Consider the following 16796-nt stretch of genomic DNA (forward strand, 5'->3'; position numbering starts at 1 on the left):
CCCATCAATATCAACCACAGCCCCCGTCATAAACCCATTCTCCATGGCCAACACATACCCCGCCGCCACCTCCTCTGGCCCCCCCCCCCCCCCCCAACACCCCGGCCCCCCCCCCCCGGGCGCCCACGCCCTCGCCGACCGCCAACGCCACCGAACCTGCCGCCAGCGCCGTATCGCCACAGGCAAATACGCCGGCCAGGGAGGTCTGACGCATGTCGTCCGTCAATACATAAGCACCGGTTGGTCCCTCCAGCAACTCACAGCCCAATTGCTCCGCCAGCGGGCTGATGCGGGTGCGTGACATCGTGAAGACGCCATCGAGGCTGAACACCCGGCCGTCGTCCAGTTCCACATCGACGCGCTCGCCACTGATGCGTCTGACCTTGCCGCTTTCCACCGTCACGCCACGCCGATTCAGCTGCACCAGTTGTTCGGCATCCGGCGTAAACACCGCATTGGTGAAGAGTGTTGTGGTGCCCCAGTCCGGCAACATCAGCGCGTGATGCATCGCTAACGGTGAGGTTGCCAACACGCCGATGCGGCCTTGATCCAGCTCGTAACCATGGCAGTAAGGGCAGTGAAATACCCGCTTGCCCCAGCGCTCTTCAAGGCCTTCGATGGCGGGTAATTCGTCAACGACACCGGTGGCCAGGATCAGGCGCCGGGCCTGATATTCACCGTTGCACCGGGTACGAATGCTGAAACCGCCGGGCTGCTGCAGTGCTTCCAACGCGCTGTCCTGCACCCAGGTGACCGTCGGGTATTCCATCAACTGGCTGCGCCCTTCGGCGGCGATAACCTGCGGTGGCTGGCCGTCCTGGCCGAGGAAACCATGGGAGGTGGCCGCAAAGCGGTTACGCCGCTGCCCCGCATCAATCACCACTATGTTGCGCCGCGCCCGCGCCAGTTGCAGGCCCGCAGACAGGCCGGCATAGCTGCCACCCACGATAATGACGTCATAAATCATGTGTGCGATCTCGTCTTCCGCTGCGCCAGGTTGTCCGGACGCTTTCACGGCACACCATAAGTTACATGAAAATAAGGCGTCAAGGGTCTCGCAACTATTCAGGTTACGAACGATACTTTGCCGCGAATCGACTTGAGGCTTTTTGATGAGAAACGACACCCGGCTTTCGCGCATGCTGCACGTGCTGATCCACATGGGCCGCCATGAAGAGCGCGCCACGTCGGACACCATCGCGCACATGCTTGGCACCAATCCGGTGGTGGTGCGGCGCACGCTTGGGTTGCTCAAGGAAAAAGGCTACGTGCGCTCGGAAAAGGGCCACCAGGGCGGCTGGACCCTGGGCAAACCCTTGAATGAAATCACCCTGCTCGATATCCACCACGCGCTGGGCACGCCGTCGATTTTCGCCATCGGCCTGTCCACCGACCACCCGCAGTGCCTGGTGGAACAGGCGGTGAACGCAGCCCTGACCGACGCCTTCGAACAGGCCCAGGCCCTGCTGTTGCAGCGCCTGGGCGATGTGACCCTGGCGCAGTTGGCCGAGGACTTTGACGAGCGCTACCGCGTGGCGATGTTGCCTTAGCGCTGCGAAGGAATGCGGATATCACCCGCGCGGCACTGTGTTTTCACACTGCGCGGGCAACCGGCGAACGCCAGGTCTTTGGTCAGGCACACCCGCACCTCCGACAGCACCTTGCCCTTGCAGATCACCGCCAGCCCATGGTTGCCGAGGCGCGGGTTGCTCTCGCGAAACAAGGCTTCGATTTCACTCGCCGGTAATGACGACGGCGTATTGAACGGCTGCAATTGCTGAGGAATGGTCACCACGCCCAACGCCGCATCGGTTTTCTCCAGATAGGCCTGCGGCGCCAAGCCGGTACAGGTGCCGTGTTTGGCCCATTCGTGCTTGAGCAGCGAACGAGTCGGGAACAGCGCGGCGCCCTTCTCCAGGTCTTCACGGCTCAACTGCGACTGCGAGTCACAGGAAGACGGCCACCCGCCTTTTGCGTATTGCGGCCACAAACCGTGCAACACAAAGCCGTAGCCCTTGCCCGAACACTGTTCGTTGTCGGGGTGCGTCAGGCAAAACGTCGGCGACCATGACAGCGACAGCACATAAAAATCAAACGCGCCGGGCGTGCCTTGACCACGCGGCGCCGCCGTTGCGCAGGTGGTGAACGCCAGCCACAGCACCATCAGGTATTTCATCCGTCTGTTCCTTGAAAAAATCCATTACCCCGGTAGATGGGGATTACGTTGCAGCACCTTGTCGAGAATCCGATCGGTCTTCAACGCCTCGATCGCCAGTGAAGGATGCTCGGCTTCGCCGCGAATATGGGCATTCATATTCACCACATGGTGCCACTGGATATGCGCATTGCAGGGTACTTCCAGCACTTCATCGGTCTCACCTTCAAGCCGCAGCGGCTGGTCGTCGAACACCGCAAAGGTGATGCGCCCGCGGCTGCCGATCAGCTCGACTTTATCTTCGCGACGGTCCGCCACAAAATTCCAGCAACCCATGCCCAGCGCGCCTGAACCGAAGGTCCAGCAGGCCGTTACCGCGTCTTCCGCCGCATACGCCCCGGCCTGTCGCGCGGTAAAACCGGTGACCTCGACAATGTCGCCGGCCAGGTACTGGAACAAGTCGAAACCATGGCTGGCCAAATCGGCAAAATAACCCCCACCCGCGATAGCCGGGTCGGTACGCCAGTTGGCGGCGCTGGCGTCATTAACGGCCGCCGGCTTGCACAGGCTCCAGGTGAGCTGACGCAACTCGCCGATGCGCCCGTCCCGCAGCCAGTCGCGCACTTGCTGGAAGCGCGGCAGCGAACGCCGATAATAGGACACAAACAAGTGCAGCCCGGCGCGTTCGAACGTGCGTTGCATCAGCGCGCTCTGTTCGGCATTCAGCGACATGGGCTTCTCGACGCAGCAATGCTTGCCGGCTGCGGCCACCATCAAGCTGTATTCCAAATGGCTGTCGGGCGGCGTAGCGATGTAAACCGCGTCCACTTCAGGGTCGTCAATAAGTGCTTGGGCGTCGGTGTAGTAACGGGCAATGCCATGGCGTGCCGCATAATCGCGCACGGCCTCCTCGCGACGCCCCATCACTGCGACCAGGGCAGAACCTGGCGCTTTGTAGAAAGCGGGTCCACTCTTCACTTCAGTGACACTGCCACAACCGATCATGCCCCAACGTACGGTAGTCATCTGTATTCCTCGTCCGTTTTCATCAATCAGGCAGTATCCACAACCCCTCACGTCGGCGCCACCGCCACCTAGCATGGCAATTGCATTACACTTTTATGACATTCATCACGCTGCGGGGGCACACAGGATGAAAATAAGGGCCACGGTCATTTGCGAACACGAGGGGCATATCCTCTTCGTCCGCAAAGCCCGATCCAAATGGGCACTGCCCGGCGGCAAGGTCGAGCGCGACGAGCGCCCGGTCGGCGCCGCTGAGCGCGAGCTGGAAGAAGAAACCGGGTTAAACGTGGATGGCTTGCTGTATTTGCAGGAACTCAAAACGCGCGACACCCTGCACCACGTATTCGAAGCCTCAGTGGTAAACATCGCCGAGGCCAGGCCTTGCAACGAAATCATCGACTGCCAATGGCACGCCTACAGCGCCATGGACGAACTCGACACCACCGACGCCACCCGACACATCGTCAAATCCTTCCTGCGTCGCCTCTGAAGCGTCTCACCTGCACATCCCTTCTGCCGTTCGACAAAGGATTTGACGAACGCGGCAGTACACGCCCCCTCGCCCATGCCAATGCTGCGACAACATCGGGTCATTCATGCGATTGAATGGGTCACCGTCATGCTCTAGTTGACCCTGCAGGGGTGCGCAAACGTTGGTCAGTACTGATCAGGAACTGCTCGCGGATTTCTTCGAGCGTCTGAGGTGGTGGGAGCGACACCGAGGTGACTGCATCGCAGGCAAGCCAGCTCCCACAGGGGATCTCCTTGGCTCAAACACAGCGCTAGCGTTGAAGAGCGCATCTGGCATGCAGGCTTAACAGCTCAAGACCGAGGTTTATTCCCCGCCGTCTGAATAAACTTCTCTTTTGTTTTTGCCTGCCCACGCTGATACAGCGCCTCCACCAGCTTTTGCCGCTCATCCTGCGGCAAGTTACTCGCAAACTGCGCCAGCGTACCGTCCACCAATGCCCTGAGCGCCACATCAGCTTCCCGCGCCTTGGCCAATTCGCTCACCAACACCTCGCGATCCAATGTCGGCGCTTCCAGCTGCTTGATCACCCCCATGCGCGCCTCGCGACCGGCCATGATCAACGGCTGGCTCTCAGCGCGGTTATGCCGCAACAACGCACGCAATTCCTTACGCCGCTCCGCCGGCAACTTGACCATCGCCTGGCGCAACCCGTGCTGGTTCACCACCGCCTCGGCCGGCTTGGCAGCCGCCATCCAGTGATACAGGCCACCGCCCACACCGCCGATCAAGAACACGTTGAGCAACACCGAAACGAGCAACCAGGGTTTAAGGGATCGTGCGGTCATTGCTCGGCTTCCTCAGCGTTAACGGTGAAGACGACATCGGCGTCGCCCTGGTCGAAGACGCTGGGCAGCACTTCGGTTGACAACATCGGCAACGGCACGCTCAACGACGCCACCAACACCCCGGCGGCAATGCCGGCAATGCCCACACCGACCAACCCCGCGGGCGATAACCAATTGGCATAGCGCGACCAGAATGACTGACGTCGCGGTGCCGACTGGCGAATCTGCCGCGCCAGTGCCGGGTCGGCGAACGCGAGTTCATAACTGTCCAACTGGCCGTCGAGCCAGCTCGCCTCGCGTAACGCTTCGCGGGCGCTGGGGTTACCGCTGTCGAGCAACGCCTGGGCCCTTTCCCGCTCAGCGATGGGCCAGCGATCCAGGCTGGCGCCGTAAGCTGAGGCCAAATGCGCAAATCGTTCAGGTGTCATGGTTTTCCCCTTCCCTGGCGGGCGAGCCTGGGTGTGTCGGCAAGTTGACTGCGCAACTGGCGTCGGGCCCGCGACAGCAGGCTCTCCAGTGCCTCGACGCTGATGTTCATCAGGGCCGCGGCGTCGATGTTCGACAGCTCCTGGTAGTACTGCAGCACAATGGCTTCGCGCTGGCGCTCGGGCAAGGCCGCCACGGCGGCGGCCATCCTCGCACTGCGGTCGGCGGTTTCCAACTGTTCTTCCGGGGACGGCGCGCTGTCCGCCAGCTCAAGCACCTCGTCCTCATCCAGCGGGCGTTCCTTGCGTCGGCGCAAACGGTCATGGCACAGGTTTAGCGCCACGCGGTGCAGCCAAGTGTCGAAACGCGCTTCGCCCGGCCGCCAGTTGGCGGCGTGGCGCCAGATCCGCAGAAAACTTTCCTGGGCCACGTCCCTGGCCTCATCGGCGTCGCCCAGCAGTCGACCGGCGAGCGCAAGCAGGCGCGGCAGCTTGCGTGTCACCATTTCGTTGACCGCTGCGGGTTCGTTGTTGCCGATACGCGCCAGTAGCTCAACGTCCGGATCAGTGTCTTTCAATCAGGTCATTCCCGGGCCGCAGGTTAAGTGTCAGGTTTCAGCGGATCCAGTGCCCTTCGCGCCAGTACCAGTTTGGGCCACGGGATTCCCAGTGCCCGGGCTCCCAACGTCCGTTGCGCTCAACCAGCTGCCAGTGACCCGGCGTCCAGACGTAGGCACCGCCTTCCCAACGCCAGTGGCCCCGGTCCCAGGCGTAACCCGGGCGTTCGGCGGGGATCACTTCGACACGCTCCGGCGGCGGCGCCTGGCGAATGATTACTTCGGTCTGGGCAAAGCCTGGCGTGCTGACAAACGCGGTGAAGGCCAGCGGGACAAGCAAGGCGTAGCGCAATTTGGCCAGTAAGTTCATGGCAACTCCTTCAGATGACGGGCGAAAATGCCCGCCGCTGATAAGTTGAACGCTGAGTGCAGAAAAACCCGTCGCGAGAAAACATGAATATTTTCTCGACGATGATTGAGGGGAAGTATTGCCCAGGGGCTCGCGACGCTTGATGAAATGTTTGAAAGCAGTGCGACGGATTCAGGCACGTGGCGGCGTTCAACGGTTAACGCAGCAACCACCCAGAGGAATCATTATGCCCCGTCGTCTAACCCTGCTTGTCGCCGCCCTGTTGATTGCCAGCCTCAGCGGCTGCGTGATTCTGCCGGAACACCGGCATTGCTGCTGGCGTTACTACGGCGCCGTATCCACCGCGACAGGCACCGTGAATAGCTAACTCACCGCCGCAAAACCTTGGCGGCGGCCTTGATCGCGCGCGGAGTTTGCCAATATTGAAGTTTGACGCCAAGGTCAAATTCCGGGCAAAAAAAAATCCCAAGTAGCTGATGGAAACTTGGGATTTAAAAATGCATAAACCGTGGGAGGTGAACGCACGGCTATGGTACCGACTGTAAAAACCTGTAACAAGAATATTTTAATCCTTTCGTCGGATTAAAAGCCGCGTAAGTCATTCAATAGCCACACATTTTTTAAGGTTTCGGAAAGTGTAAATGCCACTTTTTGGTGCAAGTTTCGATAACGGCTGATGACACTTCGAGGCTGCATTCCCTTTATTAAAACAAGGGCATTGTTCATTAAGGCGCAACTGTTTCGGAATAACGCTCAGTCAACTCCTTACACTCATCACTGGGCTCAAGGCTACCCGGTAACGCGGCGTGGGCAATGTTTTCAACTTGCCGACACAGCGTCAAACGCTCTATGGCCTCGGCGCGCTGTCTATCGACTTGGGCATTGAGCCGCACGAAATAAACCCCGAGCAACATCGCGAGGCAGACAACCCCGACCACGAAGTAGCGAAAGCTGTTGGATGCTGGAGGCTCTGGCAGTTTCATGGGGCTAATGAGCCTTGATCTTCTGGTAACGCACGCCTTCCCCGTCGACCGGGCCTGCCAGCGCCCAGCCCGAAAAGGTCGCCAGTGTAATGCCCATCTCAGCCAGTTGTTCGCGACTCAAATGATTTTGCTGCACAGAGGTGCGGATGGCGAAGAGCGAGTCGACATCGTCCTCGGTCGCCACGCGAATGAGCGTTTGCATACGAGCCTCCAGAGTGAGGGACGGGATTGTATGCAAATTGAAACACTGCATATGTCGTGGATTTGTAAAAACGGGGGGTTGCGGTGTAAAGAAGCTCGGCGAAATATCCGAGATCCCCTGTGGGAGCTGGCTTGCCTGCGATAGCGGTAGATCAGGCGACACCTTTATCGACTGTGCCGCCGCCTTCGCAGGCAAGCCAGCTCCCACATTGGAGTTTCGTCGCTGGAAAGACAGTGCCCGGCGCGATGGCCCTGCCGGTGGAGATATTTCAAACCACCGCAACTACCCTGTGGGAGCTGGCTTGCCTGCGATAGCGTAGATCAGGCGACATCCATACCGACTGCCTCGGCCTACAAGGCTTTCGCCTGTTGCTGACGACGGAACTGCCCCGGCGCCAGGCCATGGGCCTTGCGGAAACAGCGAGAAAAGTAAGCTTCATCGGTAAAGCCGCAACGCTGGGCAATCACGCCGATCATCTGCGCACTGTTGAGCAACAAGGTACGCGCCAATTGCATACGACGATCCAGAACCAACTGGGAAAAAGGCTTTCCGGTTTCCTTGCGCAACAGATGGGTCAGGTAGTTCGGCGACAAGAACGCCGCAGCCGCTGCATCAGTCAGATTAAGGGTGGGCTCGTGCAGATGCTCGCGGATATAACCCTGCACCCGCGCCAGCGCATCTTTGCGCCCACGGCGGGTGGCGTTGTTGGCGGCAAACGCCTGCAGCGGCTCGGCGTATCGCTCGCACACCAGCCCAATCAGTTGAAACAGGTAGCCCTTGAGCCGCTCGCGCGCACCGAACGTGCGATGGGCATCCAGGCTGCGCATGTGGGCCAGCCAGGTTTGCACTTCGTCGAACGCCTCATCGTCGAGGATAAAATCCAGCTGTTCCTGAAAACGAAACGGCGACAGCTCCGGCGCCTGGCCAATGGGGATGTCTTCCAGGTCCAGCGGGTCGCAGGTCAGTTGCGGCAGCAAAAACGCCTGGCTGAAGTTGATCAGCATGAACTCGCCATCCTCGGGATGGGGAATCACATGCAGTCGATGGGGCAGGATAAACGCCAGGGCTTTACGCGGAAACGGCCGCACGGCGCCACCGATATGTTGCACGGTGTCGCCGCCAAGGTTGATCTGGATCTGAAAGTATTCATGGCGATGAGGGCTGGTCAGCGCCGCCCGCCCGCGCTTGTCGCGGATATAGAAGTCGGGGCGGTCGCTGCGCTGTTCCATGCCATACGTGGTGACGCGGGTGCCTGGCATAACGGTCTCTCGAATGGCCTGGGCACCACTTTAGCCTCAACCCTTGCTGAGGGTGAAACTCAACTCGCCGATACCGTCGATACCGGCGCTCACCACATCCCCAGGTTGCAACGCGCCCACGCCAGCGGGCGTGCCGGTAAAGATCAGGTCGCCAGCCTTGAGCGCCACGGATTTAGAGGCGTGGCTGATCACTTCGTTGACGGACCAGATCTGGTCGGCCAGGTCACCCACTTGGCGCGGCTCACCGTTGACCTTCAGCCAGATTTTCCCGCTGGCGGGATGCCCGACGGCACTCACCGGCTGCAAGGCAATGGTCGGCGCCGATTCATCAAAGGCCTTGGCCCATTCCCACGGCCGCGAGAGCTTTTTCGCTTGGGCTTGCAGGTCGCGGCGGGTCAGGTCGATGCCGACGCCATAACCCCAGACGTGGGAAAGCGCCTCGTCAGGGCTGATATCCACCCCGCCCTTGCCGATGGCCACCACCAGCTCCACTTCATGGTGCAGGTCAGCGGTCAGTGGCGGGTAGGCAATCACGCCTTCGGCCGGTACGACGGCGTCTGCAGGTTTCATAAAGAAAAATGGCGGCTCGCGGTCCGGATCATGCCCCATTTCGCGGGCGTGCTCGCTGTAGTTGCGGCCCACGCAAAACACGCGCCGCAGGGGGAAACGCGCGGCGCTGCCCTGAATCGCCAGGGATGGAGTGTGCGCGGGGGTGAATACGTACTCAGTCATGGCCTGTGCCTCTTCGTTTACCTGGCGCCAGTATGGCCAGCGGCGCCAAGGCAAAGTTGGACGGGCTTACGCAGAATTTGCACTGGCCGGTGTTTGCACGTGCAGTGTTCGGTCCAGCCAGTGATACAGCGGCAGGCAGGCGGCCTGGATCAGCAACATGCGGATGATCTGCATCGCCGTGACCAGCGTCACCGCCAGGCCCAGCGCCTCGGCAGTCAGGCTCATTTCCGGCGCGCTGCCGGGCATCATGCCCAGGGCCAGCGACAGCCATGGCATCTCCAGCCAGGCGCCGAGTGCCCACGCGGCGAGCGCGGTGGCGACCACAGAGCCGGCCAGCAACAGCATCACCTTCGCCAGAAAACCCGGCGCACGGCGGAAAAACCGGCGGTCAAAGGCGACGCCCAGCGCGCAGCCAATCAGTAACTGGCCGCAGCCGCTGAGCCAAACCGGCATGCTCATCTGCAGGTCGTTGCATCCCACGCCCACCGCGCAAATCAGGAACGGCCCGAACGTCCACGGGTTGGGCAGGTTGCAGCGTTTGAACGCCATCGCGGCCAACCAGCCCATGGCCAGAATGAAGATGAGCCAGGGCCAGATCACCGGCAACGGCGCTCTGGCGACAGGGTGAGCCATGCCAAACGTGGCGACAGCCGGTACCGCCAACAAAGTCAGCAGCAACCGGATGCTGTGGGCGGCGGCGATGAAACTGATGTCGGCCTGACGCTGGCGGCCCAAATGCACCATCTCGGTGGAATTGGCCGGCATCAAGCCGAAGAACGCCGTGCTCAGCGCAACGCCCCACCGATGCAGGATCAGCACCGAGCACAGCGCAAGCAGCAGGGTCAGCGCAATGGCCGTGACGATCAGCCACAGGTTTGCGGCCACTTGGTGCATCACCGGCAAGGTGAAATGGCAGCCAATCGCCACAGCGACGATCAACTGCCCGGCTTTACGCCCGTGGGGAATTTCCGGCACCAGGCCGCCAGCGCAACGGGTCAGCATCACCGCGAGCAACGAACCTACCACCCATGGCAACGGCCACCCCGCCCAGTGGGCCAAATAACCACCCACGGCGCCCACAAGCGGGGTGAATAACCAGTACTGGCGAAGGTTGAGGGTCATGATGACATCCGGCATGGAGAAGAATGCCGACAGGTTATAGACTGCGACCCATCACAAAAAATATCCATTTGTTAAGTACTTCATCACTCGTTGTTATGTGAGCGCACATGAACCTGAAAGCCCTGGAGTATTGCGTCGAGATCGCTCGCCAAAGCAGCTTCACTAAAGCCGCGCAGGCACTGCATGTGGCGCAGCCGGCGCTGAGCATGGCAGTCAGCCGCTTGGAGGATGAACTGGGTGTGGTGCTGTTCAACCGTGCCACGCGCCAGATCAGTGTGACTGCCGAAGGTCAACTGTTCCTGGCCCGTGCCGAAGCCTGTTTGCAAGGGCTCGCTGGCGCGCGGCGGGAATTGCAGGACCTGACCCAATTGCACAGCGGCGAAATCCGCGTCGGCGTGCCGCCGATGTATGGCATTCGGCATATTCCGCAGTTGCTGATGCAGTACCGCGCGCAGTACCCCGGCATCGCCATGCACGTGGTGGAAGGCAGTGCCGATGAGATCAACCAACGGCTGACCACGCGGGATATTGATGTGGCGTTGCTGGAATCGCGGCGCGTGGACCCGGACTGGGAGTCGGTGCTGCTGGGCAGTGATGAAATGGTGCTGTGCATGAGTGCGCAGCATCCGTTGGCCGGTGCTACCTGCATTGCGGCGCAACAGCTTCACGGCCAGGACATGCTGGTGTTCGACGACACGTTCCTGCAACGCCATTTGCTCGACGCATTCTGCGCCACAGCGCGCGCGCGTTACTCCACGGCGCTGGAGAGCAACTTCGTCTCGCTGGTGGTGGCGGCGACACGCAGCGGCATGGGTATTTCCACCCTGCTGCGTTCGGTTCAGGAGCAGGAGCCGGGAATTGTCGGCGTGTCCTTTGAACCTGCGCAATTCATGCACTTCAATCTGTGCTGGCGCGCCAATGAATACCTGTCCCAGGCCAATCGGCGCTTTATCGAAACCGCCACGGTGTTTTTCCAGGAGGTGCCCGCCTCACGCTAATTACTTGCGCGCAACTTTGTAGCGCACGCAGTCCTGATAAAAACTCTGGCGAATGACTTCCGGCTTGACCCGCGAACGGCTGTCGTACGTCTGCTCGGTGATGCCCATGGCCATCATGTGCATCCACGATTTGTTGAACTTGATGGTCTGGATCTTCTGCCGGGCGGCATACAGCGACACCCCCGACAGCTTGAGTTCCTGAGCCCGGGCGGCGGTGCCGGCGCCCCAACTGCACATGTACTTGTCACCGTCGCGCAGCTCCCGTGCCTGTACGGCAGCCGCGCCACCCGCCAATGAGCAGGCGATCAGCATGATTCCAACAGTGCGCATTTGCTTCTTCACCTAACCACCTGAAAATAAAAGTGATTCTGGCGAGGATTTTGTAACAGAGGGGCCATTAAATTGCCTTATTTGCAGGCGTTTTCACTGTTCCCCACAACTACCCACCACGACCTCATAAATCACGCAGCCACTGTTGGTGTTGTCCGAACGATATCGCCAAGACCTTTGTTCATATCACCACTGGTAAGTCGCACTCGCCTGCACGGTGCGTTGCGAGCCATACCAGCACCACGAGTAGGAATAGCAGGAAGCCACATATTCCTTGTTCGCCAGGTTGGTGGCGTTCACTGCCAGGCGCAGGTTGTCCTGTGGGTTGGCGATGTTCGGGATGTCGTAATGCACCGCCGCATCGACCAGGGTGTAGCCCGGTACTTTCAAGGTGTTGGCGGTATCGCCCCAGGACGAGCCCACATAACGCGCGCCAGCACCTACGCCGAAGCCTTTGAGCTGGCCGTCATGGAAGGTGTAATCCGCCCACGCTGAGGCGGTATGGCGCGGTACGCCGTAGGTGGTGGTGCCTTCGACGGGAATAGCAGGGCCAGTACCGACGTCACTGATCGGCGCATATTGCACGGTGCTGTTGGACTTGCTCGAACGGTTATCCAGGTAAGCGTAGGCCGCCGTGATATCGAGGTTATCGTTCAGGCTGGCCTTGCCTTCCAGCTCAAAACCACGGGATTGCTGCTCGCCATCCTGAACACTGCAGCGGCCGTTACCACACAGGTGCGTCGGGTCCGGGTCCATGGTCGGTACATTGCTCTGGCGCAGGTCAAAAATCGCAGCGGTGATAAAGCTGTTACTGCCCGGCGGCTGGTATTTGATACCGATTTCATACTGCTTGCCCTCGGTGGGCTTGAACACCGTACCGCCGTAACCGGTGCCCGATTGCGGGTTGAACGACTCTGCATAGCTGGCATACGGCGCCAGCCCGTTATCGAACAGGTAAACCAGGCCCACACGACCCGTGAAGGCGTTGCTGTCCAGCGACGATTTGCTCTTGGCCCCCGTCTTGAGGGTTTTGGTGGTGCTGTCGGTGTTGGCCCAGTCGTAACGACCGCCGAGCAACAGCGCCCATTGGTCCCACTTTATTTGCTCTTGCAGGTAGACGCCGGTCTGCTCGTTGCGCGAGGTAGCGTCGGTGCTGAAGGCTGGCGTGACCACGGGCGCGCCGTAGACCGGGTCAAAGATATCCAGGCTGGGGCCGCTGCCATAACCCGCCTTGGTGTCGGTGCTTGTGTTTTGGTAATCGAGGCCCATCAATAAGGTGTGCTGCAGCGGGCCCGTGTCGAATTTGGCTTGCAACTGGTTGTCGAGGGTGTAGGCGTCCATGTCGACATCGGTGGCGATGGTCGAGCGCTTGGACGTGCGGTAATCCGATTGCAGGTAGCTGTTGTAAATGCTGCGGTAGACGCCTTCGGCGCGCAGGTAGCGGGCGTTTTGACGCACCGTCCAAACATCGTCGAAGTGATGCTCGAAGGCGTAACCGAGGGAGTAATGTTCGCGGTCACTTTTCTCGAAGCTTTTTTCGCCGTCGTAAAAATCCACGTCGATCTTGCGCCCCGTCGGGCTGCGCAACACTGAACCCCAGGCCGGTACCGAGCCGTAGGATGCGCCTTTGGGATCCTTCTGGAAGTGACCGAGCAGCGTCAACGAGGTGGCGTCATCCGGGCGCCAGGTGAATGCACTGGACAGCGATTGGCGTCGAGTCTCGGTGTGTTCAATCTGGCCGTCGGCATCGTCGAAAAGGCCGGCAACGCGGTAGGAATAGATACCCTGATCGTCGACCGGCCCGCTCAGGTCGAAGGTGGTGCGTTTCTTGTTGAAGGTGCCGTATTCCACGCCGACTTCATGAAACGGTGTGTCCAGCGGACGCTTGGTGACCATGTTGATCACCCCGCTCGGCGCGCCTTGGCCGTACAACACAGACGCCGGGCCACGCAGCACTTCGACGCGCTCCAGGTCGAACGCATCTTTTTGCGGTAAGGCATCGCGGCTCGACGGCAAGCGCAGGCCGTCGAGGTAGGTGGCTGGGGCGAAGCCGCGAATGGTCAACTGGTCCAGACGCGAAGCAGTAGCACCTCGGGTTTCCGGGACCACGGCGGCGCTGTAGCGCAGGATCTGGTTAAGGCTTTCTGCGTTCTGCGCGCGCATCTGGTCCTTGGTGACGACGGAAATTGACTGCGGCGTCTCGATCAGCGCGGTGTCGGTTTTGGTGCCCGACACGCTGCGCGTGGCCACATAACCCGCCACTGGCCCGGTAGGGCTCTCGCTGCGGTAATTGCCGCTGATGGTGGTGGCTTGCAGTTCCATGGCACCGCCGTTATCCGGGATGGCTTCGAGGCGGTAGCGGTCGTCGGAAATCTTCAGCGCCTGCAAACCACTACCGGCCAGCAGTTGAGTCAGCGCCACGTCGGTGCCGTATTGCCCACTCAACCCGTTGCTGTGCTTGCCCCGCGCCAAACCCGCATCAAACGCCAGCACCAGCCCCGCCTGCTCCGCCAGGCTATTGAGCGCCTGGCTCAAGTCCCCGGCCGGGATCGAGAAGCGACGCACGGCGCTGCTGCTTTCTTCGGCGAAGGTAGGCTGGACGGCCAGCAACGGCACGCCCGCAAAGGCGAACGCCACTGACAGGGCCAGTGGATGCAAGGGACGAGAGAGGCGCGACATGGAAAATCCTGCAAATGAGAGGTTCTACTATCCATGACGGCCAGCTCGGAAAATCGGGCAAGGATGAGAGTAATTTTTATTTGCGCGGCTTTCTCGCAATGAGTCCGATCGCTTTTTTGTGTAGTCCTTGAGGTAACTTTTTCGCGCTTTCTTCCCACTCCACGTCGTCCCATTCTGATTTTTCCAACCGTTCATCCAGCCGCTTTTGCCTGCGGCAGACTCCGACGCCTCTCCCCTTGCCGAGACGTCACGGATGACCCACGCAGCTCACATCGCCGCTATCGAACACGAACTCAATGGCTTTCATCAGAGCCTGGCGGAGTATCGCCAGCAAATGGGCGCCTGGTATTCGCGCGCACTGGATTCGGTCAGCCATGCCGCAGATTTGCCCTCGCTGCTGGGGATGGAGCGGGTGTTGCGGATGGGCAATTCACAGACCGTGGTGAGCACGACTGATCCGGACGTTTTAGGCACTGTCGTGATGTGCCAGCTGGGCGGCGAGCTGAAGATCGAAAGTAAATTCGAGTCGGTGTATGACGTGCCGATCGGCGATATCCCGGTTGAAGTGATCGGGCTGGATGACGGCAGCTTCACGGTGGTGATGCTTGATGAGCATGGCAAGGGCTCGCACCACTGTGCGGCCGGCGGGCGCTACCAGGTGCGGGTGCAAGGCGGCGTTTCAGAGGAACAAGTGGACGCGCTGTTTGCCTCCTACGCCGGGCTGACGGCGGACCTGGAGCAGTGGCTGCGCGAGCAATGGAAAGAATTCAAACCGTATTGGCAACAGTCGACCGCCAGCGCAATCGGCAGCGGCGTACTGGCGGGCAGTTGGGCGGCGATCAAGGAGGTGTGGGACAGCCTCAAGCTGGTGCAGGCGATCCTGGAAGACCCGTTGAAGTTCGGCGAGCAACTGGGTGATCAGGCGGCCAAGTTGGCGCAATTGGCTACGGACACGCCGAAGGTCATGGAACAGGCCATGCTGCTCGCCAGTGATGAGGCGGCGCTGTACCTGATGGTGCGCACGGCGATGCTCTGGCTCGACGCGCTGCCACCCGGCGAGATGGCCGAGGTGGGCGCAGGGTTTGTGGTGTCGTTGCTGATTGATCTGGTGATTGGCGCAGTGCTGACCATCGCGTTGCCGGCGGCAGGTGTGGCTTATCTGGGGTTGCGGCTGGTCAAGTACGGTAAGCAGATTCTGGATGCTGCGGTGGGCTTTGTCCGGAGCCTGCTCGGGATTTTGACGAAGTTCATGCAGGCGGTGGATCGCTACAAGGCAGTGGCGGTTCGCGGCGTGGTGGGCGGGTTGAAGCAAGGCACGATGCAGATGCGCTGGCGGGCGCGGCAGAACGCGGTGCTTAAGCAGAAAGAGCATGTCGACGATGTGCCCTCGTCTGGTAAGAACCCCAACGGAGATGCGGCGGCTTCTGCGGATAAGACCGCTACCAACGGTTGCCCGGTGTCGATGGTGACCGGCGAGGAACTGCTGACTCTGGTTGACGGCACTTTGGACGGGATTTTGCCGTTTGAGTGGACGCGGTTATATCGCACCAGTGCGGTGGAAGTGGATTGCGGGTTGGGGTTTGGCTGGAGTCATTCGCTGGCGCAGCGGCTGGCGGTGGTGGGTGATTCGGTGGTTTGGACGGACCACGAGAATCGGATTACCGAGTTTCCGTTGCCTACTGTTTCCCGGCCTGCGATCACCAATAGCCTCGCTGAAGCTGCGATTTATCTGGGTTCGTTGCCTGACGAGTTAGTGCTGGCTCAAGACTCGCGGTTCTACCACTTTCGCGATGGTTCGCTGACAGCGATCAGTGATGCATACGACAACAGGCTGCGTGTTTCCCGCGATCTTTTGGGACGGGTTGAGCGGCTCGATAACGGTGTGGATCGTTCGCTGCTTTTGCGCTATGAGCATGGCCATATTGTTGCGGTGGACTATCAGGTTCATCGGGCAGAAGGGCCTGGGCCGCTTGTTTGGGTTACTGAGCAGAACGTTGTTTCCTACAGCTATGACGACATTGGACGACTGGCGTCGGCGACCAATGCCGTAGGCGAAAGTGAGGTTTATCGGTACGACGAGCAGCACGTCATTCTTGAACGCCAGTTGGCCGGTGGGGCGAGTTTCTTTTGGGAGTGGGAACGCTCTGGCAAGGCGGCACGGAGTGTTCGGCACTGGGCCAGTTTTTCGCAGATGGATACGCGGTATGTGTGGGGTGATGACGGCAGTGTCACGGTTCATAACGCCGATGGCAGCCAGGAAGTGTACGTGCACGACCAGCGTGCGCGGCTGGTGCAGCGTGTTGACCCTGATGGCGCGCAGCACCTCAAATCCTATGACGACAAAGGCCGGCTGACAGTTGAGCAAGACCCGCTGGGGGCGGTGACGGCGTATCAGTACGACGACGCCGGACGCCTGGTGGCGTTGTTTGCCGGAGAGGACGAGCCGACGTCCTACGAGCATGACAACGGGTTCGTACGAGTCGTAAGGCGTGGAGAAGCGGTTTGGAAGTACGAGCGCAATGATCAGGGCGATATCACGCGCAAGACTGATCCTGACGGCAGCGTCACGGATTACAGCTACAACAAACATGGGTTACTGACGGCTGTATTTCTCCCGGATCACAGCTGCCACCGCCTGATC

General features: G+C 60.4%; 18 protein-coding genes and 1 pseudogene. 5 read left to right on the plus strand and 14 right to left on the minus strand.

Translation table 11 applies throughout. From position 1 onward, the window contains the following. Positions 1-10: 10 nt before the first annotated feature. Positions 11-967, minus strand: a complete 957-nt coding sequence (locus tag ACP7A2_RS26385) for an NAD(P)/FAD-dependent oxidoreductase (protein WP_426136726.1) — start codon at positions 965-967, stop codon at positions 11-13. A 145-nt stretch (positions 968-1112) separates the two neighbouring features. Here ACP7A2_RS26385 and ACP7A2_RS26390 point away from each other — a divergent pair, with 145 nt between their 5' ends. Then, complete coding sequence (locus tag ACP7A2_RS26390) at positions 1113-1550, plus strand: Rrf2 family transcriptional regulator (RefSeq protein ID WP_426136727.1); 438 nt, start codon at positions 1113-1115, stop codon at positions 1548-1550. On the opposite strand, the gene ACP7A2_RS26395 is transcribed toward ACP7A2_RS26390, so the two are convergent. Both ACP7A2_RS26395 and ACP7A2_RS26400 read right to left on the minus strand, forming a co-directional pair. Continuing rightward, positions 1547-2176: a ribonuclease T2 family protein gene (locus tag ACP7A2_RS26395; protein ID WP_426136728.1), complete on the minus strand. Its 630-nt coding sequence runs from the start codon at positions 2174-2176 to the stop codon at positions 1547-1549. The genes ACP7A2_RS26390 and ACP7A2_RS26395 overlap by 4 nt on opposite strands. Before the next feature lie 24 nt (positions 2177-2200). Further along, a complete protein-coding gene (locus ACP7A2_RS26400) occupies positions 2201-3181 on the minus strand; it encodes a Gfo/Idh/MocA family protein (RefSeq protein ID WP_426136729.1) in 981 nt (326 codons plus the stop codon). Positions 3182-3308: 127 nt separating this feature from the next. On the opposite strand from ACP7A2_RS26400, the gene ACP7A2_RS26405 reads away from it, so the two are divergent. Further along, a complete protein-coding gene (locus ACP7A2_RS26405; RefSeq protein WP_426136730.1) occupies positions 3309-3671 on the plus strand; it encodes an NUDIX hydrolase in 363 nt (120 codons plus the stop codon). Positions 3672-4003: 332 nt separating this feature from the next. On the opposite strand, the gene ACP7A2_RS26410 is transcribed toward ACP7A2_RS26405, so the two are convergent. From ACP7A2_RS26410 to ACP7A2_RS26425, 4 genes are read right to left on the minus strand one after another with little or no spacing between them, the layout of a single operon-like run. Continuing rightward, positions 4004-4498, minus strand: a complete 495-nt coding sequence (locus ACP7A2_RS26410) for a periplasmic heavy metal sensor (RefSeq protein ID WP_426136731.1) — start codon at positions 4496-4498, stop codon at positions 4004-4006. Next, positions 4495-4926 carry a hypothetical protein gene (locus ACP7A2_RS26415; protein ID WP_426136732.1) on the minus strand — a complete coding sequence of 144 codons (432 nt, stop codon included), beginning with the start codon at positions 4924-4926 and terminating at the stop codon, positions 4495-4497. Before ACP7A2_RS26415 ends, ACP7A2_RS26410 begins: the two co-directional genes overlap by 4 nt. Beyond that, positions 4923-5501: an RNA polymerase sigma factor gene (locus tag ACP7A2_RS26420; RefSeq protein ID WP_426136733.1), complete on the minus strand. Its 579-nt coding sequence runs from the start codon at positions 5499-5501 to the stop codon at positions 4923-4925. The genes ACP7A2_RS26415 and ACP7A2_RS26420 overlap by 4 nt, the downstream gene beginning before the upstream one ends. 37 nt (positions 5502-5538) lie before the next feature. Then, entirely contained in the window at positions 5539-5850 is a 312-nt protein-coding gene (locus ACP7A2_RS26425; RefSeq protein WP_426136734.1) for a YXWGXW repeat-containing protein, read from the minus strand. A gap of 226 nt (positions 5851-6076) precedes the next feature. Here ACP7A2_RS26425 and ACP7A2_RS26430 point away from each other — a divergent pair, with 226 nt between their 5' ends. Then, on the plus strand, positions 6077-6217 hold the full coding sequence (locus ACP7A2_RS26430) for a hypothetical protein (protein WP_426136735.1): 141 nt from the start codon (positions 6077-6079) through the stop codon (positions 6215-6217). Between the two features lie 358 nt (positions 6218-6575). Here the strand turns inward: ACP7A2_RS26430 and ACP7A2_RS26435 are convergent, their stop codons facing one another. The 5 genes and pseudogenes from ACP7A2_RS26435 to ACP7A2_RS26455 form a co-directional block, all read right to left on the minus strand. Then, complete coding sequence (locus ACP7A2_RS26435) at positions 6576-6833, minus strand: hypothetical protein (protein ID WP_426136736.1); 258 nt, start codon at positions 6831-6833, stop codon at positions 6576-6578. Positions 6834-6914: 81 nt separating this feature from the next. Further along, positions 6915-7035 (minus strand): annotated as a pseudogene (locus ACP7A2_RS26440) (GNAT family N-acetyltransferase); the annotation flags it as partial. Positions 7036-7385: 350 nt separating this feature from the next. Beyond that, the gene (locus ACP7A2_RS26445; protein ID WP_426136738.1) at positions 7386-8294 is read right to left on the minus strand and encodes a helix-turn-helix transcriptional regulator; all 909 of its coding nucleotides are present in this window, start codon (positions 8292-8294) and stop codon (positions 7386-7388) included. A gap of 36 nt (positions 8295-8330) precedes the next feature. Further along, positions 8331-9026, minus strand: coding sequence for a fumarylacetoacetate hydrolase family protein (locus ACP7A2_RS26450; RefSeq protein ID WP_426136739.1), 696 nt, complete (start codon positions 9024-9026; stop codon positions 8331-8333). A gap of 66 nt (positions 9027-9092) precedes the next feature. Then, on the minus strand, positions 9093-10148 hold the full coding sequence (locus ACP7A2_RS26455; RefSeq protein WP_426136740.1) for an AbrB family transcriptional regulator: 1056 nt from the start codon (positions 10146-10148) through the stop codon (positions 9093-9095). Between the two features lie 107 nt (positions 10149-10255). On the opposite strand from ACP7A2_RS26455, the gene ACP7A2_RS26460 reads away from it, so the two are divergent. Then, positions 10256-11146 carry a LysR family transcriptional regulator gene (locus ACP7A2_RS26460; protein ID WP_426136741.1) on the plus strand — a complete coding sequence of 297 codons (891 nt, stop codon included), beginning with the start codon at positions 10256-10258 and terminating at the stop codon, positions 11144-11146. Here ACP7A2_RS26460 and ACP7A2_RS26465 read toward each other — a convergent pair whose 3' ends face one another. Beyond that, on the minus strand, positions 11147-11476 hold the full coding sequence (locus ACP7A2_RS26465) for a hypothetical protein (RefSeq protein WP_348062158.1): 330 nt from the start codon (positions 11474-11476) through the stop codon (positions 11147-11149). A 186-nt stretch (positions 11477-11662) separates the two neighbouring features. Further along, entirely contained in the window at positions 11663-14155 is a 2493-nt protein-coding gene (locus tag ACP7A2_RS26470; protein ID WP_426136743.1) for a TonB-dependent siderophore receptor, read from the minus strand. 253 nt (positions 14156-14408) lie between these two features. On the opposite strand from ACP7A2_RS26470, the gene ACP7A2_RS26475 reads away from it, so the two are divergent. After that, the coding region (locus ACP7A2_RS26475; protein WP_426136744.1) for a DUF6531 domain-containing protein at positions 14409-16796 on the plus strand (2388 nt) is incomplete at its 3' end.

It is taken from the genome of Pseudomonas sp. PWP3-1b2, assembly GCF_049896045.1.
In the GTDB taxonomy this organism is placed as follows: Bacteria; Pseudomonadota; Gammaproteobacteria; order Pseudomonadales; family Pseudomonadaceae; genus Aquipseudomonas; species Aquipseudomonas antarctica_B.